Origin of the sequence: Vibrio jasicida CAIM 1864 = LMG 25398 (assembly GCF_000400365.1) — a bacterium.
GTDB lineage: Bacteria > Pseudomonadota > Gammaproteobacteria > Enterobacterales > Vibrionaceae > Vibrio > Vibrio jasicida.
In genome coordinates this window covers 42172-65903 of the sequence record NZ_BAOG01000030.1, presented here as the reverse complement: position 1 = coordinate 65903, position 23732 = coordinate 42172, and the positions used below count along the sequence as shown (strand labels likewise).

The 23732-nt window shown below is 44.2% G+C and carries 25 protein-coding genes; 5 read left to right on the top strand and 20 right to left on the bottom strand.

Annotation, left to right across the window (positions count from 1 at the left end; genetic code table 11):
* Positions 1-69: 69 nt before the first annotated feature.
* The 4 genes from modC to VJL_RS09200 all read right to left on the bottom strand — a co-directional run bounded on the left by modC (position 70) and on the right by VJL_RS09200 (position 4168).
* Positions 70-1176 (bottom strand): molybdenum ABC transporter ATP-binding protein ModC, encoded by a 1107-nt coding sequence (modC, locus tag VJL_RS09215; protein WP_038877381.1) that lies wholly within the window; start codon positions 1174-1176, stop codon positions 70-72.
* The gene (gene modB, locus VJL_RS09210) at positions 1173-1862 is read right to left on the bottom strand and encodes a molybdate ABC transporter permease subunit (RefSeq protein ID WP_038877379.1); all 690 of its coding nucleotides are present in this window, start codon (positions 1860-1862) and stop codon (positions 1173-1175) included. Before modB ends, modC begins: the two co-directional genes overlap by 4 nt.
* A gap of 11 nt (positions 1863-1873) precedes the next feature.
* The gene (modA, locus tag VJL_RS09205; RefSeq protein ID WP_038877378.1) at positions 1874-2626 is read right to left on the bottom strand and encodes a molybdate ABC transporter substrate-binding protein; all 753 of its coding nucleotides are present in this window, start codon (positions 2624-2626) and stop codon (positions 1874-1876) included.
* 90 nt (positions 2627-2716) lie between these two features.
* The gene (locus VJL_RS09200; RefSeq protein ID WP_038877376.1) at positions 2717-4168 is read right to left on the bottom strand and encodes a cobyric acid synthase; all 1452 of its coding nucleotides are present in this window, start codon (positions 4166-4168) and stop codon (positions 2717-2719) included.
* A 163-nt stretch (positions 4169-4331) separates the two neighbouring features.
* Between VJL_RS09200 and VJL_RS09195 the strand changes: the two genes are divergently transcribed.
* Together VJL_RS09195 and VJL_RS09190 are read left to right on the top strand one after the other, a co-directional pair.
* Positions 4332-4703 carry a YgiW/YdeI family stress tolerance OB fold protein gene (locus tag VJL_RS09195; protein WP_038877375.1) on the top strand — a complete coding sequence of 124 codons (372 nt, stop codon included), beginning with the start codon at positions 4332-4334 and terminating at the stop codon, positions 4701-4703.
* Between the two features lie 166 nt (positions 4704-4869).
* Entirely contained in the window at positions 4870-5400 is a 531-nt protein-coding gene (locus VJL_RS09190; RefSeq protein ID WP_038870690.1) for a hypothetical protein, read from the top strand.
* Positions 5401-5495: 95 nt separating this feature from the next.
* Here VJL_RS09190 and VJL_RS09185 read toward each other — a convergent pair whose 3' ends face one another.
* The 3 genes from VJL_RS09185 to VJL_RS09175 all read right to left on the bottom strand — a co-directional run bounded on the left by VJL_RS09185 (position 5496) and on the right by VJL_RS09175 (position 8386).
* The gene (locus VJL_RS09185; protein ID WP_038877374.1) at positions 5496-6173 is read right to left on the bottom strand and encodes an ATP-dependent zinc protease family protein; all 678 of its coding nucleotides are present in this window, start codon (positions 6171-6173) and stop codon (positions 5496-5498) included.
* Between the two features lie 12 nt (positions 6174-6185).
* Complete coding sequence (locus tag VJL_RS09180; protein WP_038877373.1) at positions 6186-7373, bottom strand: amino acid aminotransferase; 1188 nt, start codon at positions 7371-7373, stop codon at positions 6186-6188.
* 155 nt (positions 7374-7528) lie between these two features.
* On the bottom strand, positions 7529-8386 hold the full coding sequence (locus VJL_RS09175) for an AraC family transcriptional regulator (RefSeq protein ID WP_038877372.1): 858 nt from the start codon (positions 8384-8386) through the stop codon (positions 7529-7531).
* A gap of 152 nt (positions 8387-8538) precedes the next feature.
* Between VJL_RS09175 and VJL_RS09170 the strand changes: the two genes are divergently transcribed.
* Positions 8539-9924: an MATE family efflux transporter gene (locus VJL_RS09170; RefSeq protein WP_038877371.1), complete on the top strand. Its 1386-nt coding sequence runs from the start codon at positions 8539-8541 to the stop codon at positions 9922-9924.
* 140 nt (positions 9925-10064) lie between these two features.
* On the opposite strand, the gene nrdG is transcribed toward VJL_RS09170, so the two are convergent.
* Complete coding sequence (gene nrdG, locus VJL_RS09165) at positions 10065-10538, bottom strand: anaerobic ribonucleoside-triphosphate reductase-activating protein (protein ID WP_038877370.1); 474 nt, start codon at positions 10536-10538, stop codon at positions 10065-10067.
* A gap of 85 nt (positions 10539-10623) precedes the next feature.
* Entirely contained in the window at positions 10624-12744 is a 2121-nt protein-coding gene (gene nrdD, locus VJL_RS09160) for an anaerobic ribonucleoside-triphosphate reductase (RefSeq protein ID WP_038870680.1), read from the bottom strand.
* 308 nt (positions 12745-13052) lie between these two features.
* On the opposite strand from nrdD, the gene VJL_RS09155 reads away from it, so the two are divergent.
* Complete coding sequence (locus tag VJL_RS09155; RefSeq protein ID WP_038877369.1) at positions 13053-13916, top strand: endonuclease/exonuclease/phosphatase family protein; 864 nt, start codon at positions 13053-13055, stop codon at positions 13914-13916.
* Here VJL_RS09155 and VJL_RS09150 read toward each other — a convergent pair.
* The 3 genes from VJL_RS09150 to VJL_RS09140 are packed head-to-tail and all read right to left on the bottom strand — an operon-like array spanning position 13913 to position 15088.
* Complete coding sequence (locus tag VJL_RS09150) at positions 13913-14353, bottom strand: YeeE/YedE family protein (RefSeq protein ID WP_038877367.1); 441 nt, start codon at positions 14351-14353, stop codon at positions 13913-13915. The two genes, VJL_RS09155 and VJL_RS09150, sit on opposite strands and share 4 nt — an antisense overlap.
* Before the next feature lie 14 nt (positions 14354-14367).
* Positions 14368-14778 carry a YeeE/YedE family protein gene (locus tag VJL_RS09145; protein ID WP_500812358.1) on the bottom strand — a complete coding sequence of 137 codons (411 nt, stop codon included), beginning with the start codon at positions 14776-14778 and terminating at the stop codon, positions 14368-14370.
* 16 nt (positions 14779-14794) lie between these two features.
* Positions 14795-15088, bottom strand: coding sequence for an ArsR/SmtB family transcription factor (locus tag VJL_RS09140; RefSeq protein WP_005435229.1), 294 nt, complete (start codon positions 15086-15088; stop codon positions 14795-14797).
* Between the two features lie 151 nt (positions 15089-15239).
* Between VJL_RS09140 and VJL_RS09135 the strand changes: the two genes are divergently transcribed.
* Positions 15240-16943: an FAD-dependent oxidoreductase gene (locus VJL_RS09135; protein WP_038877364.1), complete on the top strand. Its 1704-nt coding sequence runs from the start codon at positions 15240-15242 to the stop codon at positions 16941-16943.
* Between the two features lie 66 nt (positions 16944-17009).
* Here VJL_RS09135 and VJL_RS09130 read toward each other — a convergent pair whose 3' ends face one another.
* The 8 genes from VJL_RS09130 to VJL_RS09095 form a co-directional block, all read right to left on the bottom strand.
* Positions 17010-17228 carry a DUF6500 family protein gene (locus tag VJL_RS09130; RefSeq protein ID WP_005446898.1) on the bottom strand — a complete coding sequence of 73 codons (219 nt, stop codon included), beginning with the start codon at positions 17226-17228 and terminating at the stop codon, positions 17010-17012.
* A 99-nt stretch (positions 17229-17327) separates the two neighbouring features.
* Positions 17328-18554, bottom strand: a complete 1227-nt coding sequence (locus VJL_RS09125) for a carbohydrate porin (protein ID WP_038870670.1) — start codon at positions 18552-18554, stop codon at positions 17328-17330.
* 111 nt (positions 18555-18665) lie between these two features.
* Complete coding sequence (locus VJL_RS09120; protein ID WP_038877363.1) at positions 18666-19298, bottom strand: DUF3299 domain-containing protein; 633 nt, start codon at positions 19296-19298, stop codon at positions 18666-18668.
* Positions 19299-19376: 78 nt separating this feature from the next.
* Positions 19377-20708: a metal-dependent hydrolase family protein gene (locus VJL_RS09115; protein ID WP_038877362.1), complete on the bottom strand. Its 1332-nt coding sequence runs from the start codon at positions 20706-20708 to the stop codon at positions 19377-19379.
* A 277-nt stretch (positions 20709-20985) separates the two neighbouring features.
* On the bottom strand, positions 20986-21984 hold the full coding sequence (locus VJL_RS09110) for a helix-turn-helix transcriptional regulator (RefSeq protein WP_038877398.1): 999 nt from the start codon (positions 21982-21984) through the stop codon (positions 20986-20988).
* 63 nt (positions 21985-22047) lie between these two features.
* On the bottom strand, positions 22048-22512 hold the full coding sequence (locus tag VJL_RS09105) for a hypothetical protein (protein WP_038877361.1): 465 nt from the start codon (positions 22510-22512) through the stop codon (positions 22048-22050).
* Between the two features lie 41 nt (positions 22513-22553).
* Entirely contained in the window at positions 22554-23057 is a 504-nt protein-coding gene (locus VJL_RS09100) for a hypothetical protein (RefSeq protein WP_038877360.1), read from the bottom strand.
* Between the two features lie 2 nt (positions 23058-23059).
* Positions 23060-23518, bottom strand: coding sequence for a hypothetical protein (locus tag VJL_RS09095; RefSeq protein ID WP_038877359.1), 459 nt, complete (start codon positions 23516-23518; stop codon positions 23060-23062).
* Positions 23519-23732 lie beyond the last annotated feature (214 nt).

Below are 23732 nucleotides of genomic sequence, written 5' to 3'. Positions count from 1 at the left end.
CCCATTTACTTCAGTTAAGTTAAAGGCCGCAATTGCGGCCTTTTTTATTTCGTATAATCTGGTTACGTGCTAGTGATGCGCCAACGAGATATCTCTCTGCGTTACACTGACCCCTTTTACTTGTGCGTACACCATGTCACCGACTTTTAAATTCAAATCATCCAACGCCCAAGGCGTAATGGTCGCCCATAAGTGGCAGTCAGTATCTAACTTCAGCGATACCGTAATACTTTGTTTGTCTTCGCCAGCATTGAATTCTTCAATGGATGCAACGGTCGCTGACAGTACATTACGAATAGACGTCGCAACTGGTTTTTCCAAAGCTATAGAGACATCATTGGCACGCACTTGCAGGCGAATTGACGTATCTGGCTCACCATCGACCTTTTGAACCCACAAACAAGCCTTTGGTGCGAGCTTTACGCACGTTAACGCGTATTTGTCATGATGGGTCGCAATTTTGCCCTCAAACAAGCTACTGTGATCGGAAAATGACTGCCATGGACGCATCGCATGAGATGCCCACACTTCTTCAAGCTTACCTGACGTCATGATTCGTCCCTTGTCGAGAATCGAAAGGTGTTGGGCCAAGCGTAGGATTTCTTGCAAGCTATGCGTAACGTACACGATCGGAATGTTGACCTGCTCAGACAACTCTTCTAAAAATGGCATGACTTCTCGCTTACGTGGCATATCTAAGGAAGCCAAAGGTTCATCCATCAAAAGCAGATTAGGCTTAGAAAGTAGTGCTCGCGCAATGGCCACACGTTGCTTTTCACCGCCCGACAAAGAAACTGGGAAGCGTTTTAACAGTGGTTTAATAGCAAGTAATTCTGTGACCTTATCGAAATACTCTTCATCTTTTTCTACAACACCATAGAGCAAGTTTCCTTTTACTGAATAATGCGGAAACAAGCGAGAATCTTGAAATACATAACCAATTTTGCGCTTATGCGTCGGTAGATTAATACCCGCATCACTATCGAAAAGGATGTGCTCGCCAATCGCCACTTTGCCTTGCTGTGGTGTAACTAATCCACTAATAACGTTAATTAGAGTCGTTTTTCCGGCGCCGGAACGACCAAATAGCGCACTTATTCCGTTACGCGGTAACGAAAGATTAATGTCAAAGTTGGTTTCACCAAGTGATTGTTTAAATTGAATTTCTATACTCATCGCTTGGCCCCCAGACGCGCTGCGGCTTTACGATTTAACCATTCTGAGATCATTAACGTCGACAGAGCTAAGGCAATAGAAATGATGCACAAGCGCGCGGCCTCCATTTCAGCTCCAGGCGTTTCTATAAAGTTGTACATAGCTAGTGGGATGGTTTGCGTTTCCCCTGGTATGTTCGAAACGAAGCTGATAGTGGCACCGAACTCTCCTAAACTGCGTGCAAACGAGAGCATGGTACCAGTGATGATTCCAGGAATAGTTAACGGAAGCGTAATTGTGACAAAGACTTTTAACGGCGACGCTCCGAGGGTTGACGCTGCGTGTTCTAATTTGGGGTCGACCGTATCTAAACTCAATCGGACCGAACGGACCATTAATGGTAAGGCCACGACGATACAGGCGATGACGGCCCCCTTCCAGTTGAAACTGAATATTAAACCAAAGTGTTCATATAGCCACCCACCCAAGTATCCTTGACGACCGAGAGAGATCAGTAGCAAGTAACCAATAACCACAGGAGGTAATACGAGTGGAAGATGAATCAAGCTATCTAATATGGACTTACCGATAAACTCTTTTCTAGACAGTAACCAAGCGAGAGCAACGCCTATTGGAATCAGCCAAACGACAGCATACGCGCCAACTTTTAGGCTTAACATTAAGGCTTGGTATTCAAGTTCTGACACTCTGATCCCTTTTATTGAAAACCGTAATGGGCAAAGACTTGTTTTGCTTCATCCGACTTCAAGTACTGGAAGAATTGTTTTGATTGTATTGAGTCTTTCACAATCGCGGCTGGGTAAACGATGTCTGCGTGGGTATCGCTTGCAAATTCTCCAACTATTTTCACCTTTGTTGTCAATTGTGCATCCGTTTTGTAGACCACTCCCAAAGGGGCTTCCGCTCGCTCTACTAACGCAAGTGCAAGACGAACGTTCTTTGCTGGAGCAATTTGACGTTCTAGTACTTTCCACACACCGAGGTTAGTTAAAGACTCTCTTGCATACATTCCGGCAGGAACGGACACTGGATTGCCTAGAGCAAGTCGGTTGCCGTCCAGTGCCTTATTCCAAGCATCAGCATCAGAGAAATCAAATGTTGCAATACTGCTATTTTGCGGCGCAATGACAACGAGGGAATTTTGCACTAAATTAGTGACATTGTCACTCTTTACGACTTTTGATTTTACTAGGTAATTCATCCATTTAGTGTTTGCAGAGATAAACACATCGGCCGGTGCGCCATTTAGAATTTGGCGAGCAATGGATGATGAACCACCGTATACAGGTGTGACTGATACATCGTATTTTTGCTCGAATTTTTGAGCAATATCATCAATCGCATTAGTCATTGACGACGCTGCATAAATTTTTAAGTTAGTTGCCGCGTTTGCTGCTGATGAAACGCTCAATATTGCCACTAGGCAAGCATGAATTTTCCATGCTTTCATAAAAACACTCCGGTGCTAGACAGGCAGAAGATGAATGAGTGGAAAGCAATCTCCACTTTTATTTATGCTTCAGACAGTTAAAAACTGGTTTTATTTGAACAGAAAGTCAAGATTCATATGTTGTTCTATCGCATCTGCAATTCGATTAATGCCCTGTTCTTTGAGCTGTTCAAAGTCTTGTTGTTTGATTTGAGTGCCGTTTACCCATTCTGAAACAAGGCTCAAGACATCTGCCTCATCGAAGAACCCGTGTAGGTAGGTTCCCATGATTTGGCCACATTCACTAAGCGCGCCTTCTGCTTCGCCAGAATTTAACTTGATAGGTTGAGCGCCCTGCACTTCACTTCTTCCCACATGGATTTCATAACCTTTCACATTAGCTTTTTTACCGTTAAGAGAAAGCTCTGCTCGTGTGTTTGTAAGCTGTTTGCTATCGGTTAGAGTTGTGGTGATGTCTAACAAACCAAGGCCTTCACTACGACCAGGCCGGCCCTCTACGCCATTTGGGTCATCAATTACGTTGCCAAGCATCTGGTAGCCGCCACAGATGCCAATGACTTTGCCGCCCAAGCGAATGTGGCGTTGAATGTCTTTGTCCCACCCTTGGCTACGTAGATAATCCAAATCGTCTCGGACTGATTTAGTACCCGGCAAGATAACGAGATCGGCTTTATCGATCTTCTCACCTTTGCCAACGTAGCGAAGGTTAATGTCTGGATTTAGACGCAACACATCAAAATCAGTATGGTTACTAATGCGCGTTAAAACTGGTACCACAACATTGAGTTTCACTTGTGAAGACAGCTCTTGCTGCGCCGTAATGGCATCTTCTGCTTCGAGGTTTAATCCGTGAAGATACGGCAATACACCGAGCACAGGCTTGCCCGTTTTCTCTTCTAGCCAATCAAGACCAGATTCAAGCAAGCTGATGTCGCCACGGAAGCGATTAATTACGAAACCTTTAACGCGCGCTTGTTCAGATTCGGATAGCAACGCTAGTGTCCCGTAAAGATGGGCAAACACGCCACCGCGATCGATATCTGCAATAATAATGACGGGAACGTCTGCTTCCTCGGCAAATCCCATGTTGGCGATATCATTTTCTCTTAAGTTGATTTCTGCTGGACTGCCAGCGCCTTCAATCATTACGGATTCGAATTCTTCGATCAGTTTAGAGAAAGAGTCTAATACCGTGCCCATTGCGACTTTTTTGTAATCGTGAAAGCCGACAGCGTCCATATTGGACAATGCTTTACCTTGTAAGATAATTTGAGCGCCCGTATCACTGTTTGGCTTAATCAACACAGGGTTCATATGAACGGTAGGCTCGACGTTGCAGGCTTGCGCTTGAACGGCTTGAGCACGTCCAATCTCACCGCCATCTTTCGTTACTGCGCTGTTTAAAGCCATGTTCTGCGGCTTAAACGGGGCAACTTTTATCCCTCTACGAGCTAATACACGGCATAAACCTGCCACAAGGACGCTTTTTCCGGCATCTGAAGTTGTACCTTGAACCATTAATGAAGGGATTGGTGATTTCATGAACGTTTATTAAGAGAAAAAAGAAGGTGAACAATCATAACGTTATCTCAGCATAGGACTCAAGAAAATGAATCGAATATGAATGTTCGAATCAGTAATGGTTCAAATAAGGTTTGTTTTAATAGCACCATCAAAACGAACACTTTAATAGAGAAACCAAATTATGAAAAACACTGTTATCGCTACTATCGCTGCACTTGCTATCGCTCCTACTGTTGCAATGGCTAAAGACCACAACCACGGTCAATCAAGCATTCAATTTAATGGTCCTGTAACGATTGAAAAAGTCGATGCATTGATTAAAGACTCAAGCATGTTCACTGAGAAAGACGTGGTCGTAGAAGGCAACCTACTTCGTCAAACACGCTCAGACCAGTTTATCTTTAGCGATGGCTCTGGCGAGATCATGGTTGAGTTGGACGACGACATCCGTCTAGCGACACCAATTGACCAGACTACAAAAGTTCGTCTATTTGGTGAATTTGAAGGCGGTAGTAAGCCAGAGATCGAAGTTGAACACTTAGTGGTGATGTAAGCACTGCTCTCTTGCCGCTTAATTGGGCGTCATCACTATGATCATAAGCACTCTGTCCTAGTGTTTAAGGTGACGGGAAACACCTGAAATGATATTTTGTAAATATTGGTCTGCATTTTGCAGACCTTTTTTTCGTTCGTATTATTTTTCTTGCCCGGAGACACCCATGCTAGGTAAAGCTCTAAAGGTTGCTGCCTTTGGTTTGTGCGCTGTTTTGCCACTTTCTGCTCACGCAAACAATTTCAACTACAACACAATGGAATTCCGCATGGGTACCAGCCCAGGTACGTTTGGTGGGGAAGTCACAACCTACTTTACTGAAAATACGCATTTTATTGGACGTGCTGATAGTGAATTCAGTGGTGATTGGGATGTTGCAGGCGGTATTGGCTTCAATGGTCCTGCAGGCCAATTTGCTGATATTTATGGTCAAATGTTGGTTCACAACATCAAACAAGACAATGGCGACGGTGATGAGTGGAAAACAGAAGTAAACATCGGCACTCGAGTCTGGTTTATGCAGAACATTGAACTACATGGTCGTATTGGCCAACTGATTGACAACGATGACTCTAAGACTATCTATAACCTAGGTGCACGCTTTCACTCTACGCAACAACTGTCGTTGGGTGCGGATTTAAAAAATAACGGTACTTACGGCCAACAGCTTGTTTTATCAGCACGCTTTGCCTACTAAGTTGTTCGATATTAAAGTTCAGTAACATATTGATATTATGTAAAAAAACCTCTCGAATGAGAGGCTTTTTTTTGCTTACTACGTGAAGCAGAGATTTACTTGCCGCTTGGCTTGTTTTGAACATACTTCTTAGATACGTCTACAACAGCAACGTCGCGGAAGAAGCTTCGACCAAGTAGGATTGGGAAATTCATGTGGCCTCGCTCAGCCAGTGTGAATTCCGTTTTCTCTTTTAGGTCACCAACTTGAATGTAAGCTACAACAACAGCGCGCTTATCTACTTCTTCTGAAGAGGATTGACGAACTTTTGCCCAACGTTCAACAGGTAACTTGAACTCTTTGCTCGCTTTACCATTAATATCGATTTTGAACTTAACCCAGTCTTTACCATCTCGTTCAAACGGCACTATTTCTGTCGCGCTGATTGATGATGTGGTTGCACCGGTATCGACGCGACCTTTAAATGTTTGGTCAATGTCTGGTACATAAACCCACTCTTCCGAACCAAGGATCAACATGCCATCAGGTGTTTTCTTTGCCTGCGGTGGTTTTGCCGGTTTAGGATCGGGTTTCTTCTCGAGCTTAGTTTCCGGTTTTTGTTCCGGCTTCACCTCGGGTTTTGGGTCTACTTCTGGTTTTACATCCGGTTTTTCTACCGGCTGCTCCACGACTGGTTTTTCTGGCTCAACAGGCTCAGTGGTCGTCGGTGTCGACGTACAAGCAATAAGACCGCCGCTCATCATTAGCGGCAGAATCAGTTTCCAGTTCTTCATTAACTCTCCCAATTAACGTTGAGATATTTTTTGGATCGCGTCAGCAACGTAAGGAATATGAGTTTCGGTTAAACCCGCGATGTTGATACGACCATCACCGACACCATAAATGCCATAATCTTCACGCAGTTGCGCCATTTGGTTTTCACTAAAGCCTAGCACAGTAAACATGCCTTTGTGACTCTCAATGAAATCAAATTGATCTGTATTATGGTTGTTTCTCAATTCGTTACACAAAGTTTGACGAAGATTCAACAAGCGCTGCTGCATTTCGTTCAATTCTTGTTTCCAAACGGAAGTGAGGCTTGCATCTTGAAGAATAGTTTTTACTAATGCTGCGCCGTGATCTGGCGGCATAGTGTATGTTGAACGTGCTAGCGTAAGCAGTTTACCTTTCGCATTCGCCACATCTTTTGCATTCTTGCCGATCACAATCGCTGCACCGGTACGTTCACGGTACAAACCAAAGTTTTTAGAACAAGAAGTCGTGATCAGCATTTCTTCAACGTTGTCAGCCATAAAGCGAAGACCTTTTGCGTCTTCTTCTAAGCCGTCACCAAAACCTTGGTAAGCAATATCTACGAATGGCGTAAAACCATTTTTTTGAGAAAGCTCAGTGATTGTCTGCCACGCTGAAAAATCAATATCTGCACCCGTTGGGTTGTGGCAACAACCATGCAGAAGTACTACATCAGAAGGACCAGCTTTAGAAAGGTCTTCGAGCATTTTTGCTGTATCGACTTGCTTGGTTTCTGGAGAGAAGTAATGGTAGAACTTAACTTTCAGCCCAGCCGCTTCCATCACTGGTTTGTGATTTACGTAGCTAGGGTTTGAAATCCAAACCGTCGTATCTGGTTGTGCGACCTTCATTAGGTCACCCAGCATACGCAATGCACCACTTGCTCCAGGCGTTTGAATAGCAGCAACGCGATCTGTGGCTGATGTTCCCGTTAGAAGGAGGTCGATCATGCTTTGGTTGAATTCTTCACAGCCTGCAAGACCAACATAAGACTTAGTCTTTTGGTTCTCAACGACCACTTCTTGTGCCATTTGAATGGCTTTCATGATTGGTGTTTCGCCAGCGCTGTTTTTGTATACGCCAATACCAAGGTCAACCTTGTTAGGGCGTTCATCGCCGCGGTATGCGACGGAAAGAGATAAAATAGGATCTAATACAGGAGTTGGTAGATTAGAAAGCATGAAAGTCATAACCCTTTGAAATTCAAGTATCGAACCTCACGGTAACACTTTCGTTAAAAATGGCGAAAGGATTTTTAACGGATTTCATCAATTAGAGGACAAAATACTGGGAACGAACGCGTTTTATGATCTCAATCGGTTATAAAAAGAACGATTCACTCATCCGAGTTTGAGTCAAGTTTACCATTCTTTCTAAATTCACGTGGGGTCATGCTCGACCAGGCTTTAAAACGGGTACTGAAGTTCGCACTAGTAGGATACCCCACGATTTCGCCAATGTGTTGAATTGACCATTCTGTCGAACGCAACAATCGAGCTGCATATTCCATCCGCATGCGTGTGAGATGTGCTATCGGACTTCTTCCAAATTGTTGCTGAGTTAAACGATGAAGGTGCGGCTCAGAACAAGGATATAACGCTGCGAGTTGTTCAACTGTCCAATCTTTATGAAGTTGCCGTTGCACTAGATCGAACACACGTCGTAGTTTTAATTGATTACGCGAAAGGGAATCTGAGTGTGGCATATTTAGCATAAGCTCTAATTGAGCAACACTGTGAGCTCCTACCTCACCTCCGTAGTCAATAGGCAAGTTGATACTGCGCAGTAGCGTTTGAATGCAGGAATACAGCACTTCTGGTGCAGGGGTCAGTTGGTATTCGATCTCTTCATTAACCATTGGCCATTCTTTATCTTGTGAAAGGAAAACCCAAGCGATTTGCCATGTTTCATCTTCCATCCCAAATCCATTTTCCGTTCCAGCTGGAACAATTACTAATGACCCCGGTTCTAACTCATATCGACATGCCCCGCTCTCTAGCCAACCTCTTCCACGGACGGTGTATAACAACATGTGCTTTTTTTGGTTTTTGCGATAAACGGAAAAAAAATCTCGGCAAGTAGCGATTCCACATTGGACAATACCGCGTTCTTCAAGCGCAAGTACACGGGTATGATCGATGAATTCTTGATAGGTTTTATCTGAAATGGTGTAGCGTTCTTGTTTTTCTTCCATGATTCATCGACTCACTAAGGTACTTTCGTCTCGAAGTTAGAGTAACTCCCACAGAGACTGGATAGTTTCGCAAAACTATTGGATGTCTTTGAAAAATACACCGCTAAATCATGTGGATAAACTACTCGCATTATTCTTAGAGGAGAAATGCGATGCTCTTAACACGTCAATACATAGACAAAGCATTTTGGAAAAAACTGGTTGCGATTGGCGTTCCTGTCTCGCTCCAATCTATGCTGTTTTCGTTGCTCGGAGCCGTGGATATCTTCATGGTTAGTCAACTTGGTGAGTCCGCTACCGCTGCGGTGGGTGTCGGTAACCGAATCTTTTTCTTTAACCTTGCTGTGGTGTTTGGTTTGTGTGGGGCTGTAACGGTTTTAGCCTCTCAATATTATGGTTCGGGGAACCTTGCCGGAATAAGACGAACACTCGCTCAATCTTGGTTTATTTCGTTGGTCGTGACCTTGCCGTTTATCTTGTTGTATGTGGTTTACGACAAAGAGATTGTCTCTTTTATGGCGGACGACCCCGAGTATGTTGGGTACGCGAGGGAATACTTGGTGGTAACTGGATTGAGTTTGATTGGCACGGCTGTCGTTGTTCCCATTGAATCGGTGTTGAGATCAGTCGGTGAAGCTAAGATGCCGACTTACGTCAGTATTGCTGCTATTGTTGTAAACATCTTCCTCAATGCAGTTTTGATCTTTGGTTTACTTGGTTTTCCACAATGGGGCGTGTTTGGCGCGGCTGTGGGGACTTTGATTTCTCGATTCTTTCAAACGGCGATTCTGGTTTATTTCTTCTGTCGTCGATACGCGTATCTGCTCCCTACCCGTGCAGATTGGCGTGAAGGTACAATAAAGAAGTATCGGAACAAATATTTCAAAGTCTCTATGCCAATGCTGATCCACGATGCGTTGTGGACCGGCGGCCTGATTATCTACAGCATCATTTACGGTCAATTAGGCGTAACCGAACTGGCAATTATCTCTTTCCTATCGCCGATTGAAGGCGTATTGATTTCAACCTTTATGGGATTCGCTGTTGCCGCGTCTGTGTTGCTTGGGAATGACATTGGCGCTCAGCAATATGACCGTGTTGAGAAGACCGCTTGGTGGTATGTCTTAACCAGCGCCGTGCTCGCAACTGTGTTGTTTTTTGCTGTGTGGGTTAGCTCGCCTTTAATATTGAATTTACTGGAAATGAGCCCGCTCACAGACACACAAATGGCGCTGAATGTATGTTTAGTACTTGCGCTAGGCATGATACTGCGTGTGTTTAACATGGTTGGTATTGGGGGCGTATTAAAGAGTGGTGCTGATATTCGCTATAGCATTTTCATCGACACGTTTGGTCAATGGGCGATTGGTATTCCGCTTACCTACTACACTGGAATGGTGTTAGGTTTACCACTGCATTGGGTGCTGATGTCTCTACTGGTCGAAGAATTGGTAAAAGGCATTCTAACAACTCACCGAATTCAGTCTAAGCGATGGATTAACAACATGGTTGATGATGATTCAACTGTGACAGCGTAACTGAAGTATTGTGCTATAGTAAGATCACAACAGCGCGACTCATCTATCGAGCAAAGCTTTAAAAGAACTCACACCAAAAGGGCACATCCGAATTATACGAATGTGCCCTTTTCATATTTAGCTTTCTTGTGTTTCAACGCTTAAAAAAGCTCAGTGAATCGGTGGATAATTTGATTCGAGCTGCCTCGCCATTCTAGATTGAGGTCTCGTTTATCTTGCTCGTATTTGCCATCGATTAATGTGTCGATGTACTGAGTCACTTCGCGCTGTGCATCGTCTAGTTCTTCAAGCGTGTAACCTGTCCAAATCCAAATATCTTTGCCTGGGCACTCTTCTCTTACGCGTTTTACAAGCTTAAGAATGTGCGGCACGTTCGCTGGATGCAAAGGATCACCACCAGACAGAGATAAACCACGGCGTTTGATGCGTGTGTCGTTTAGGTCTGCAATGATTTTGTCTTCCGCTTCTTGCGTGAAAAACACACCAGAGTCCAAGCGTTGCGTCGACTGGTTATAACAGCCGCGGCACTGGTGTACACAGCCAGACACAAATAGCGTGCAGCGTGTACCTGGTCCGTTAACAACGTCAATTGGATAATATTGGTGGTAGTTCATAATCGTGCCTTGTTTTGCTGGCTAGAAAAGAAAATCAACCCACGACAGGTTGATTTTCATTATTGGGTTTGAGCTTAAGTGAACCTTACAGGTGCTTAACTCGACGCTTCACTTCTTCTTGCTTACCGAAGTTAAACGGACGTGCATCTGGGCTGCCTAAGTAGCCACAAACACGACGTGTTACTGACACTTTGGTTGAGTCATGGTTGCCACAGCTTGGGCAAGTGAAGCCTTTACTTGTACAGTCAAACTCACCGTTGTAACCACACTCGTAACACTCATCAATTGGTGTGTTCGTACCGTAGTAAGGTACGCGGGTGTAACTGTAATCCCATACGTTTTCTAGCGCTTCAACGTTACGTTGCATGTTCGGGAACTCGCCGTAACAGATAAAGCCGCCGCTTGAGATTTCTGGGTAAGGCATCTCAAAGTCGATCTTGTCGTATGGGTTTACTGTTTTTTCAACATCTAGGTGGAAGCTGTTAGTGTAGTAACCCTTGTCCGTTACACCTTTGATTACGCCAAACTCTTTCGCATCGATACGGCAGAAACGGCTACATAGGTTTTCACTTGGCGTTGCGTATAGGCTGAAACCGTAACCGGTATCTTCTGCCCAGCCGTTTACTGTGTCTTTCAAGTGCTTAATGATAGCTACTGCTTTTTCGCGTAGAACAGCGTCGTCGTAAACGTGCGCTTCTGTACCGAATAGCGCGTTGATTGTCTCGTGTACACCGATGTAACCAAGAGAAATCGACGCACGACCGTTCTTGAAGATATCTGCGATTGAGTCGTCCGCTTTCAGACGGACACCACATGCGCCTTCCATGTAAAGGATCGGAGCAACACGTGCTTTCACGTTTTCTAGACGAGAAATACGTGTTTCTAGTGCTTTACGAGCAAGACGTAGGCGATCGTTTAGAAGCTCGTAAAACTTCGCTTCACTGCCGTTTGCACGGATAGCGATACGAGGAAGGTTCAAACTTACTACGCCAAGGTTGTTACGACCTTCGTGAATCAGCTCGCCGTTTTCTTCGTAAGTACCAAGGAAGCTACGACAACCCATTGGCGTTTTGAATGAACCCGTTACTTCTACTACTTTGTCGTAGTTAAGGATGTCTGGGTACATACGCTTGGACGCACACTCAAGCGCAAGTTGCTTGATGTCGTAGTTTGGATCTTCTGATTTGTGGTTCAAGCCATCTTTGATGCCGAATACCAGTTTAGGGAATACCGCTGTTTTACGGTTCTTACCTAGACCTGCAATACGGTTCTTCAGAATAGACTTCTGGATCAGGCGTGATGCCCAACTTGTACCAAGACCAAAACCGAACGTAACGAATGGGGTTTGCCCGTTCGCCGTGTGTAGCGTGTTTACTTCGTATTCTAGAGATTGGAACGCGTCGTAACACTCTTTCTCAGTGCGTGATTTTGCGAACTCTTCTGGCTCAGCAATGTTCCACTCTTTTGCGATCTCTAGGTGTTTCTCGTAGCTTGTCATTACGTACGGTTCTAGTACTTCATCAATACGGTTGATGGTTGTACCACCGTATATGTGGCTCGCTACTTGAGCAATGATCTGTGCCGTTACTGCTGTTGCAGTCGAAATTGATTTAGGAGTATCAATCTCAGCGTTACCCATTTTAAAGCCGTGCGTTAGCATGCCTTTAAGATCGATAAGCATACAGTTAAACATTGGGAAGAACGGAGCGTAATCCAAATCGTGGTAGTGAATATCACCTACTTCGTGCGCTTGAACCACATCGCGTGGAAGGATGTGTGTCTTCGCGTAGTGTTTCGCTACGATACCAGCCAACAAGTCACGTTGAGTCGGAATCACTTTACCGTCTTTGTTCGCGTTCTCGTTGATTAGATCTAGGTTGCTTTCTTCAATTAGACCTTCGATTTCGCGAGTTAGTGCACTTTGCTTCTCACGAGCGATGTCGCGATCGTGGCGGTATTCAATGTAAGAACGAGCTAGGGCTTTGTAAGGACCTTGCATGAGTTCATTTTCGACTAAGTCTTGAATCTCATGAATGTGAACTTCATCGTGATCCTGAAGCTGTAACTCAACTGCCAGAGCAACATTTAGTGCATAAATGGCGACATCTTTGTCTTTGTTTTCCGCTGCAGCTTCTACTGCTGCTTGAATACGATCCCTGTTGAACGGAGCTCTTGAGCCGTCACGCTTGATTACGATTGGTTTCACTTTTTCTCCTTACCCCAAAATACTCACAGACTTATCCACAAATACACTATATGGGGTTATTTCTTATTCTGATGACACAATATATTGTGGCGTATTTAACGAGAAGCACCAATTGAAAACATTGATTTTGATCAATAAAAAATGGGTAGCGAACAAGAACAAATCGATCTTATTGGCGTTGATCTCAGTTGCGAAGAAAACTGTGAAAATTGCAAAATTGGAGCGAAATCCACTTGCTTTTTTTAGAGGTCTTATAGGATAAAGGATGGAAAGGAATGCGCTAAAAGATAGGAGTGCGATAGACCAAAATGCGATCACTTTTTGTTACGACGATATTACTTTTTAGTTCTTTTTCATTTGCTCAAAATTCCGTCAACTTAACCAGCTGGAATATAGAATGGTTATCTATAAGTGGTGGTAAAGTTTCGAGAACACCACAAGATTTTGAAAAACTGGCCCACTATGTGGATAACACACAAGTTGATATTCTCGCTTTTCAAGAAGTCGAAAGTGCAGCTGCAATCCAAAAAACGGTTGGTAATGACTTCACTATTTATTTGTCTGATCGTGCGAGCACTTCTAATCGACATCTTCAGTTCAACGATACCAACCAGTACACAGGTTTCGCGGTACGCAATGGCGTAAACGTATTGGACAAGCCTGACTTTTCTATCACACGAGGCAACAGCAAGCTCCGCTTCGCCAGCTACCTTGTTTTGAATCCTAACCAAGACAACGAAACTCACCTACTCTCTGTACATCTAAAAGCGGGTTGTAGTGGCGCGTATCGCAATAACCGCGATTGTAAGATAGTGAAACAGCAAGGACAGGCACTAGCAAAGTGGATAAAAGCGCGCGAGGACAACAAACAACACTATGTGGTGCTTGGCGACTTTAACCACAATTTGGGTTATCGAGGAGATTGGTTATGGGACGTGCTATCGGACAATACCGATGCTAAGTTAGTGACCAAAAATACCAAAGCGGAATGTAAGGTGCGTTCTAATCGTAATCCGAATAAAACCCACCAATTCCGCTCGGTGATAGACCACATTATTGTGAGTGGTGATTTAAAGGCGTCGTCTGGTGTTCAAACCGTTTTCAAAACACAAGATGTACTCGACTACAAACTGAGTGACCATTGCCCGGTGTCTACGACGCTCTCTTTTTAATGACGAACCACTCTTTTAGCGGTGAATGACCCAACCAACATTGCCGCTATAAAGAGCAGAACTTGTATGTTGCCAGTGAAAAGGCTGGCAACCGCAGGACCAGGACACACACCCAGTAAGCCCCAACCAATACCAAACAGTGCTGCACCACCAACTAGCTTTTTGTCTATCGTTTTAGAAGTTGGACATAAAATCTCATCACCAAACACAGATTCGCTTCTTGGCTTTATTAATAAAAGATAAGCAGGAACGAACACCGCAAGTGCTCCGCCCATAACGAAGACTAAGCTTGGGTCCCATGCGCCGGTAATATCTAGGAAACCGGTCACTTTTGCCGGATCAGCCATACCGGAAATCACCATACCCATACCGAAAAGCGCACCAGAAAATGCGACAATGGAAATTTGTTTAACATTTTTCATTACGTCAGTTTTCATAACGACACTATTCCTCACGATACTAGCAAGACGGTTAGCATGGCTGTCGCCATAAAAGTACAAGTCGCGACAACAGAACGGACAGAGAAACGCCCCATTCCGCAAATACCATGACCACTCGTACAACCATTACCGATACGGGTACCGACCCCAACAAGTAAACCTGCAACGACAACTAAGATAAGAGAACTGCTGTACTCAGTTGGTACATGCCCGCCAAGGGCATAAACAGCAATCACACCGCCCAATGCCATCGCAATTAAGAAGACAATTCGCCAAACGCGGTCTGCATTCTCAATCGCGCCATTTAAGATCCCGCTGATTCCCGCTGTCTTACCTGTGAATAGCATCAATATTACCGCTGATGCGCCAACCGTGACGCCGCCTAAAAGCGACATCCAAGGAACTTCAAACATAACAACCACCAATATAAAGTCTGAATTATTGCTTACAGAAAACTTGGTTAAACGCTTCGATCAGCGGAGCGACTCTCCCATCAGAAATCGAATAAAATACCTGCTGAGATACCTTACGAGCTTTGATGATGTCGTGTTTTCTCAATACGGTGAGGTGTTGTGAAAAGGCTGATTGGCTTAATGTTGAGCCTTCAAACAGTTCACCGACTCCTTTTTCGCCTTCAATCAGCTTGCACATCACGATTAAGCGCTCTGGATGAGCCATAATTTTAAGTAGCTCACTCGCTTCAGTCGCGCTTTGTAGCATACTGTCGCCCATTCTTATGTCCCTTCATCAATACGTTAAGTTTTATTAGATATTACTAATTAATATTATTAAGTCAATGCTAATGTAGCCAAATTAACATTAGACACAGCTAATTCATTTAAGTAAGGTGTAGGCGTTTTCGATCATTCAGTAGGAGAAATCCATGAGCAAAATCGTGATTATTGGTGGTGTTGCTGGCGGTGCATCTGCAGCAGCTCGCGCTCGTCGTCTTAGTGAAGACGCAGAAATCATTATGTTTGAACGCGGTCCATTTGTGTCATTTGCAAACTGTGGCTTGCCGTACCACATTGGTGGCGATATTCAAGAACGCAGCAAATTGCTTCTTCAAACACCTGAGAGCTTCTTAGCGCGTTTCAATGTTGATGTTCGTGTGATGAACGAAGTGGTTTCTATTAACCGCCAAGACAAAACGGTTACGGTTAACAACCTGCTTGATGGCTCTGAATACCAAGAGAGCTACGACTTTCTTCTACTCAGCCCTGGTGCAGGTCCAGTAGTGCCGCCTATTCCGGGTATTGATAACCCGTTAACGCACTCGCTGCGCAATATTCCAGATATGGATCGCATCATTAAGACGATCGAAACCAACAAAGTGGAACATGCTACAGTCGTTGGTGGTGGTTTTATCGGTTTGGAAATGATGGAAGCCTTCCACCAGCTTGGCGTAAAAACCACATTGGTTGAAATGGCGGATCAAGTGATGACGCCCGTTGACCGAGAAATGGCTGGTTTTGCTCATGCAGAAATTCGTGAGAAAGGCATCGACCTGCGCTTAGGCGTTGCTCTATCTTCTGTTGAATATATTGCGAACCAATCTGTCGCTAACAACGAAGCGGGTGAAGATGACACACACCAACACCTTCAAGGAAAGCTGACACTGTCTCTAAACAATGGTGACCAACTTGATACCGATATCCTAATCATGGCGATCGGTGTTCGCCCTGAGACAAAACTTGCACAAGAAGCCGGTCTTCAAATTGGTGCGCTAGGCGGTATTTACACCAACGAGTATATGCAGAGCAGCGATCCTTCTATTTATGCCGTTGGTGATGCGGTTGAAGAGAAAGACTTTGTCACTGGCGAACAAACACTTGTTCCGTTGGCAGGTCCGGCAAACCGTCAAGGTCGTATGGCAGCAGACAACATGCTTGGCCGCCAAGAAACTTATCAAGGTACACAAGGCACGGCGATCTGTAAGATCTTTGATTTAGCCGTTGCTTCTACTGGTAAAAACGAGAAGCAGCTTAAACGTGAAAACATCGCTTATGAAAAAGTGTATGTCCACACAGCTAGCCACGCGAGTTACTACCCTGGCGCAGAAACTGTGTCGTTCAAAATGCTGTTTGATCCATTAACCGGAAAGATTTTAGGTGCGCAAGCAGTAGGTAAAGACGGCGTTGATAAACGTATCGACGTAATGGCAGTTGCGCAGCGTGCTGGTATGACGGTAGAACAGCTGCAACACCTTGAGCTAACTTACGCGCCACCTTATGGCTCAGCGAAAGATGTGATTAACCAAGCGGCGTTCGTTGCGAACAACATCATTAAAGGTGACGCAACAGCGATTCATTTTGATGAGATTGACAACTTGTCAGAAAACCAGGTGCTGCTTGATGTTCGTAATCCGGGAGAATTGGAATCTGTAGGCTTCATTAAAGGCGCGATTAATATTCCTGTCGACCAGCTTCGCCAACGTATGAATGAACTGCCGAAAGACAAAGAGATCGTGATTTATTGTCAGGTCGGTTTGCGCGGTAACGTCGCTTATCGTCAACTGGTCAACTCAGGGTTTAAAGCACGTAACCTACTTGGCGGTTACCGTACTTATAAGTTCGCACAAGCTTAATCGCTGATTCTAAAAATCTAAGGTTTAGGGCTGAAAATGAAAAAGGGGCACGTAATGTGCCCCTTTCTACATCTCGGATTCGACTAATTGAATAATCTTGGTCGCTTTTTCGAAGTGATCGAGTTGATGAGTTTGAATCCACCAAGTCGCCGCTTCCATCAATAACTCAGGATTGTCATTCTTATTGGCGAAAAAGGCATAAAAGGACACACCAACATTGTCGCCTTTCTGCTCTATTTTCTTCTTACACACCTGAATGATTTTGTCTCTTAACGCGATGTTCATTGCCTTTCCCTTTCTCTTCGCAATAGCAAAATTAACCCAAAACAAGAATAACTGTATTTATATACAGTTATTCTTGGTAAGGCAAATAAACATAATCATCTAGATGAATATTCTCGCGCGAAGACCTAATACCCAAGTGCTGCTTTTGTTCGAAAATGCTGGGTCTTTGATGTATTGAATATCAGGGGTAATTTGAATGTAGTCGTTTAACTGCATGTTGTAGTAAAGCTCGGCAGTGAACTGTTCAGAGTCATCGACACCATAGGCTTGCTCTAGGTTATCGTTAACATGACTCCAGTTAACCGCGAAGCCGAGGTTGTTGGTTGGTTTACCTAAACCAAAGTAACCAATCCCCACCGTTAGGGAGCGATCATAAAGCGCCACATCACCTTCCGAAAAGCCACCACGAACAAATGGCATTAATTGCTCTGTAGCAAAGTAGCTTGCTGAAAAGTTAATACCCTGTCCGCTGTCTTTATTCGTTAGGTTATGTTGCGTGTCGCCATCTAAATGCCAAGCCGTTAGGTGAACATTATCGGTATAGATTTGGTCTTGTGACGCCGTCCAACCTAGCTCGAACGTGGTAAACAATTTATGATCGTTGAATAAGGTATCGAAGCCATCAAATGGCTCATCTGAACGCCCTTTACCATCTGCGACACCTGCAACCATATAGAAGTTATCAGTCAGCATGTGTCCCACGGCTAAGCCGAGAATCCCATCATCCGGTAGACCAATCGAGCCTCCACCAGTGCTGAATGCAAGGTTAGTAAATCCGGTCCAAGGGCTTGCCAATGCATAGGCATCAACGTAGTCAGTCGTATCTAGGAAACCCACCATGAAGGAAGTTTTGCCATCATTCAGTTTTTGTTTCCAGTATAGGTTGGTTAGACGAGCTCCTTGATCGCTGTATGCTGGACCAATCATGCCTGCATAACCAAGCCCATTTCCGATAAAGCTGAACTCTTTTGGTGACAAATCGTTGTAAGCATGGCGATGTTCGACTTTCCAAACCAGACCGCCTGTATTGCCAGAATCAAGACCGATCAGATCCCAGCTACCATAAAAGCGAGCAACACCAGCACTTGCCGTATCTTCACCACCACTTTGAGGGGTTGAGGCCGTTAGTCCAAGGAATTGATAATCCAGACCGAAAGTAACATTGTGTTCTTCAGCTAATGACTCACGCCATGAGCGTTTTTCTCGAGCATTTTCTGCAATAGTATTGTCTACCGTATCAGGGCTACCAAAGTTCGCCGCGTTTACCGATGACGCCATTACAAGTGAAAGAGCGATAAAACTAAGCTTGGGAACAGTTACTTTCATGTCTGGGTTCTCATTAAATTGATTTCTAGAAAGAGATTTTAATGATTCAGAGTTTTGAAAATTGCCATTAAGCGACAGCTCACTGCTTTATGTCATTTCGATAATAGACTCTTATTGGTAAGGTCGGATAGAAACCTCGTCCATTTGGTAGATAGTTTCTACGTTCGCAGCACCATCAGAGTATGAAACGTCTGCTTTGGTCTTTTTCACGTGCAGATCCCCTTTCACCCAAATTGGTTCGTAAAGAGAAGTCAGTTTCAAACCTTTCGGGTAATCAACCAACACAATCTGGTTTGCTGGAGGTGGTGGTGTATGGATACATGCGCCCATGGTTGGAACAAGGAAGAATTTTGTGACAACGTCATTGTTAAATTCTACTGGCGTTACAAAGCCTGGAATTTCATAAGTATCTTCGGTAAGTGTTGCGTTTGGCATTGATGCCAACATACGACGATGTTCAGTAATTTCGTTTCGCTTTTTGAACAACCATTCAATGTCTAAGTCGTCAGCTTTTAAACTGTCCTCTAACTCTTTCATGGTTTGCTTCTGTTGCTCATTAAGATTTTGAGAATCGCGGTATCTTGCAAGAGAACCAAGTTCGAAAAGCTGTTGATCGGTAAGTTTTACAAATGGGTCTTCAATTTGAGGAACATTGACTGGCAATAATTGCTGCCAACTAAGTTGGTCGGCGGATACATTTGATGAAGCCAGCAAAACTAAGCCAGCTAATAGGTACTTCTTCATACGTTCCCTTGAATCGTTCTTTGTCTTTTAGAGAAAATTTGGGGACAGCCTTCGTCCCCAAATAGTCGAAAGAGTTTACTACAAGGTGTTCTTGTGGATCTTGCCGTCTTTCATAATTATTTTGAATTTATCTTGGTAATCGTTAAGAACTGTGATGTCTTGCAAAGGATTTCCATCCACCAGCACCACATCGGCATAAGCCCCCGGCTCTACAACTCCGAGCTTTCCGTATTTATATGGATTCATACCACCCGACCAACTAAGCACTTCTGCTGCGTTCGATGTGCCCATCTTCATGATTTGATAAGGGGTAAATCCGACTTTCTCCATCCAAACCATGTTGTCTGCTTGGCGCGTATTGTAAGACGGGCCAAACATATCGCCGCCCGTTACAATCAACAAGTCGTATTTACGCGCCCACTCAAACATCTGTTTCGCGCCTTCGTTTACTTTGGTCGCTTTGGCTTTTTGATCGGGACTGAAGAAGGTGATCTTTTCTGGTTCTGCAAAGGCTTCAAGAGACATCACTGCTTGAGCAGATAGCGCTACGCCCTTCTCTTTCATTCGTTTGATAGTTTCCTCAGAGATAAGGAAATTATGTTCGATAACTTTCACGCCAGCATCAATGGCGCGATTAACCGAACGGTCATGATAAGCGTGGGCCATGACATAAGTGCCATAGTCTTCCGCTACGCCCACAATCGCTTCCATTTCTTCTTTGGAGAATTGCGTCATATGGATTGGGTCAAACTCACTTGCGACGCCGCCGCCAGCCATGATCTTGATTTGAGTTGCCCCCGAGCGAAGGTTCTGACGCGCAGCACGACGAGCCTCTGTTTCACCATCAACGATATAGCCAAAGCCGTGGCGTTCGAGATCGTCAACGCGTCCTGGTACATCATTGAAGCTGCCGGTATCTGCGTGGCCGCCTGTTTGACTCAAGAAACCGCCTGCTGGGAAGAGTCTTGGGCCTTCTAGCAAACCATTGTTGATGGCTTTTGCCATACCAAGAATATTACAGCCTGCGTCACGAGCCGTCGTAAAGCCTTGGTCGAGGTACTGCATCATGGAAACGTGAGCACGTGCACCCATCGCCATTTGGTCGTAACCATCTCGACCTACCAACATGCCTTCCTGAATACACATGTGTGAGTGCATGTCGATCAAGCCAGGAATCATGGTTAAGCCTTCGCCATTAATCGTTGTGGTTTGCTTGTCGGTTTTTATCGGTTTAGCCGAAATCTCTTTGATTAAGTTATCGACAACCAATACGTTCTGGTTTTGCAGTAGCTTTTCATCCGTGCCATTGAAAACATCGACGTTGGTAAACAGCGTTGAGGCTGCATTGGCATTGAGGGCAAACGCACAAGATAGCGCAACTAAAGAAAGGTTCTTCTTAGAAATTGTCATTATTACACCTATGTTTTTGGATAGTTGGGGTCCATTTCCTATAACCTCCCTGTTTAAACAGCGGCGTTATGAGGGCATCTATTTCAGTGATCACCAAAAACAACTGATCAGATAAAAATACATATGAAACAGACGACTTACGTTAAAAACATAGAAGTCATGATGATGATTTTCAAGGTGGTTTAATTGCCTTTACACGACAACATGCGGATATTGTTATAGAAATGTGAGTTGAGACGAAAACCTCCGATTATTCAGAGGTTTTATGTGTAACTCATTATGACAAGGATTGGCGGTACGCTTTAGGTGTGACTTTCATCATTCGCTTAAACGCACGGGTGAAATGAGCAGAATCGGAGTAGCCTGTTTTGAGCGCAATATGGGTGATACTCAGGTCTCGGTCCGCTAAAAGCTCTAGCGTTTGTTTCAGCACCAAACCTTCGATCACTTCTCTATACGTCGTATCCTCATTTGCTAGCCGCCTTTGTATGGTGCGAGCATTCATGTCAATCAACTCGCCAGCAAACTGGATAGAGATCTTACCCATCGAGAGATAAGGCGTGAGCGCCCTTGCTAAGGCATCGCTGAACTTATCATCCTCACCACGAAAACTTGTATTTGGCGCCGTTTGAGATGGTGTGAAAGCAATCGGATGGTTAATCCATTCATTAGGAATTGAGATTGCAGTAACCGGTCTACCTGTAAAGAACTGCGCACTCTTCATACCCGGCAACAGATTGAAAGGTTCGGCTTCTACATCTTGAATTCCGACTTCTGCCAATCGCCATTGGGCGCCAACTAGCTTTTTGAGCAACTCATTCATGAACATCGCGGAGAACATTTCTGCGTAACGGAACCAGTCCCTTTCTGCGTTCTGTTTTTCTCTCACTAGCCACCATTTCCCGCCGCGCGATTGAACAGAAATACTGACGTTATCAGAGATTTGTTTAAGCAGTTGGGATACCTCTTCTAGCGCTGCTTTTAGCGAGTGAATTTGAGTAATTTGATTCGCAAATCTAGGCACATAGATGTCGTGACAAAGCGTCCAAGTAAGCAAGGCAAACTTCTCTGGTGATGCACGTTCCCCCAACGTTTGGAAGACGGCTTTTAGCGCGCTCTCGGGAACAAACGCGTCAAGGGGTTGGTTAGACAAGATATCCTGTGGCATTCGGGCGGATTCAAGTAATGAGTGAATATCTCCATCAAGCTCATTTAACATCGTGGCAAAAAGCTTTACTTCTTCCGAGTGAACCAAAGGAATATCTGTATTGGGCATGCAAGCTATCATCTTAAAATACCAAGGATTATTCTAGTTTATGCACAAACTTCCGAGCTGTCATTAATAGCAATCTAAGAGCCATTCCATATTGAGAGAGAACTCACCTGCAGGCATTTGATACTCGTTCATATCAACTCTGGCGCTGATTCGGACTTCTTTACTAGAATCTAATTGCTCAAGGTTTAGCTCAATGCCTTGCCGCCAGTAGTCAAGAGTACCGACAAAACGTTCCGGTGTTTCCACTTTAAAGTGAATACGTTCCGGACTGATGGTCTCTGCGCCCATATCTATATTGAAATAGGACAAACGAAAATAGAGACGCTTATCTCGGTTATTCGCAAGTAGTTTGAGCGTTAATGAATCACTGCCAAATCTTCGACCGAAATGAATTTCGCCACGCTCTTTAATCACTTCAATGCCACAAGACTCATCGATATGTTTATGAAAATGAACTTGCGCTGCACGAGAAAGCGAGCTCACGCTTAATAGCGCGATTGCTAATAATGAAATTAGAAATTGTTTCATAAGAAAACAAGCCCTATTAAAGGGCTTTCATTAATTTATTATTAATCACACTCAATGACCCAATTAGTGACTAATGTATATTGGTCAGCATCCAAATTGCTTTCATCGACATTAATTCGAGCGGACAAGTCAACTAGGTTATTATTTCGAATGTCATCACGGGAATATTCTATGCCTGACTCCCAATCTTTAGCATTCATATTTGTTTGATGGACGCCACCGGATTTAAACCACACATCTTCTTTATCAATATGGTTACCGAGTTCATGCTCTTTTAATGGCTCAAGGCTGAGTTCAATCTTTCCGTCGTCTTCGTTATTAATCAACTTAACTTGAGCTTTTGAATCGTTGTATTGCTCACCAAAAGCAAGATCAGCGTTCGCTACGGTAACATCTATGCCGCATTGCTCTTGAACAGTCGCACTAAACGTGACGTCGTCACTTGTTGCTTCATCCTTATCTCCTGGTGGTTTCGCGTGAGCGCTCGTTGCCGCAATAAGTGCTGCTAGCAACGCAATGCGGACTGGTCGTTTCTTGAGTTTCATGTTTACTCCGAAAAAGTGGTTTGAGTTTGCTTCATTCTCTTGAGCCTTTGTGTTTCTGCTTGAATTTGCAGAAGCTTCAGCTCGTGCTCTGCCTGAGCGAGTTCTTCCTGCCGTTTTCTCTCTCGCAACTCGAATTCATAAAGACGAGTACAATCGACTCGTTCCTCACCACCGAATTGAAAAGTCAGTGACGCGTATACGCCCGCCTCATCTTGGTTTTGCTGGTAATAGTTGTTGTAGTAGTTATCACTGTCTTCTTGACCCGTTGCGCCATACGTACCGACCTGAAAGGTTTTACCGGTTGAGACGGCTTGCTCACAGGTTGCGCCTTCAGACGTTCTGATTCTGTCTGTACCCGATGGGTTAGAAACACTGGGAATAGGATTTGCGATAACACCAAAACTCAGCAGTAACAAAGGCAAGCCACAAAACAGGACATGCTTGCTAGCAATCGTGTTCATGCTTTAATACCTTTTTAACCGGATGTTAGAACACACTTCGTAGCTATTTGGTGTGTTATTCACCATTCGAGTACAAATTTTCTTTTTGCTTATTTGGCCCGCAGGTGTTTTGACTCGTACGTTTAATGACACTTCTTGTTGAGGATCGAGTGTTATTTTACTGTTGAACGTCTTATCATCGATTCTGAGATAATAATCCGCTTTTTTGTTGTAC

Coding starts and splice junctions, on each gene's coding strand:
- VJL_RS09185 (WP_038877374.1), bottom strand. CDS start 6,173: ATGAAGAACTGGAAACTGATTCTGCCGCTAATGATGAGCGGCGGTCTT.
- VJL_RS09115 (WP_038877362.1), bottom strand. CDS start 20,708: ATGACAATTTCTAAGAAGAACCTTTCTTTAGTTGCGCTATCTTGTGCG.
- VJL_RS09190 (WP_038870690.1), top strand. CDS start 4,870: ATGCTAGGTAAAGCTCTAAAGGTTGCTGCCTTTGGTTTGTGCGCTGTT.
- VJL_RS09200 (WP_038877376.1), bottom strand. CDS start 4,168: ATGAAATCACCAATCCCTTCATTAATGGTTCAAGGTACAACTTCAGAT.
- VJL_RS09120 (WP_038877363.1), bottom strand. CDS start 19,298: ATGAAGAAGTACCTATTAGCTGGCTTAGTTTTGCTGGCTTCATCAAAT.
- VJL_RS09130 (WP_005446898.1), bottom strand. CDS start 17,228: ATGAACATCGCGTTAAGAGACAAAATCATTCAGGTGTGTAAGAAGAAA.
- VJL_RS09105 (WP_038877361.1), bottom strand. CDS start 22,512: ATGAAACAATTTCTAATTTCATTATTAGCAATCGCGCTATTAAGCGTG.
- VJL_RS09195 (WP_038877375.1), top strand. CDS start 4,332: ATGAAAAACACTGTTATCGCTACTATCGCTGCACTTGCTATCGCTCCT.
- modC (WP_038877381.1), bottom strand. CDS start 1,176: ATGAGTATAGAAATTCAATTTAAACAATCACTTGGTGAAACCAACTTT.
- modA (WP_038877378.1), bottom strand. CDS start 2,626: ATGAAAGCATGGAAAATTCATGCTTGCCTAGTGGCAATATTGAGCGTT.
- VJL_RS09140 (WP_005435229.1), bottom strand. CDS start 15,088: ATGGGCGACAGTATGCTACAAAGCGCGACTGAAGCGAGTGAGCTACTT.
- nrdG (WP_038877370.1), bottom strand. CDS start 10,538: ATGAACTACCACCAATATTATCCAATTGACGTTGTTAACGGACCAGGT.
- VJL_RS09125 (WP_038870670.1), bottom strand. CDS start 18,554: ATGAAAGTAACTGTTCCCAAGCTTAGTTTTATCGCTCTTTCACTTGTA.
- VJL_RS09110 (WP_038877398.1), bottom strand. CDS start 21,984: ATGCCCAATACAGATATTCCTTTGGTTCACTCGGAAGAAGTAAAGCTT.
- VJL_RS09095 (WP_038877359.1), bottom strand. CDS start 23,518: ATGAACACGATTGCTAGCAAGCATGTCCTGTTTTGTGGCTTGCCTTTG.
- VJL_RS09150 (WP_038877367.1), bottom strand. CDS start 14,353: ATGAAAACTGACGTAATGAAAAATGTTAAACAAATTTCCATTGTCGCA.
- VJL_RS09170 (WP_038877371.1), top strand. CDS start 8,539: ATGCTCTTAACACGTCAATACATAGACAAAGCATTTTGGAAAAAACTG.
- VJL_RS09135 (WP_038877364.1), top strand. CDS start 15,240: ATGAGCAAAATCGTGATTATTGGTGGTGTTGCTGGCGGTGCATCTGCA.
- VJL_RS09155 (WP_038877369.1), top strand. CDS start 13,053: ATGCGATCACTTTTTGTTACGACGATATTACTTTTTAGTTCTTTTTCA.
- VJL_RS09180 (WP_038877373.1), bottom strand. CDS start 7,373: ATGCTTTCTAATCTACCAACTCCTGTATTAGATCCTATTTTATCTCTT.
- VJL_RS09100 (WP_038877360.1), bottom strand. CDS start 23,057: ATGAAACTCAAGAAACGACCAGTCCGCATTGCGTTGCTAGCAGCACTT.
- VJL_RS09175 (WP_038877372.1), bottom strand. CDS start 8,386: ATGGAAGAAAAACAAGAACGCTACACCATTTCAGATAAAACCTATCAA.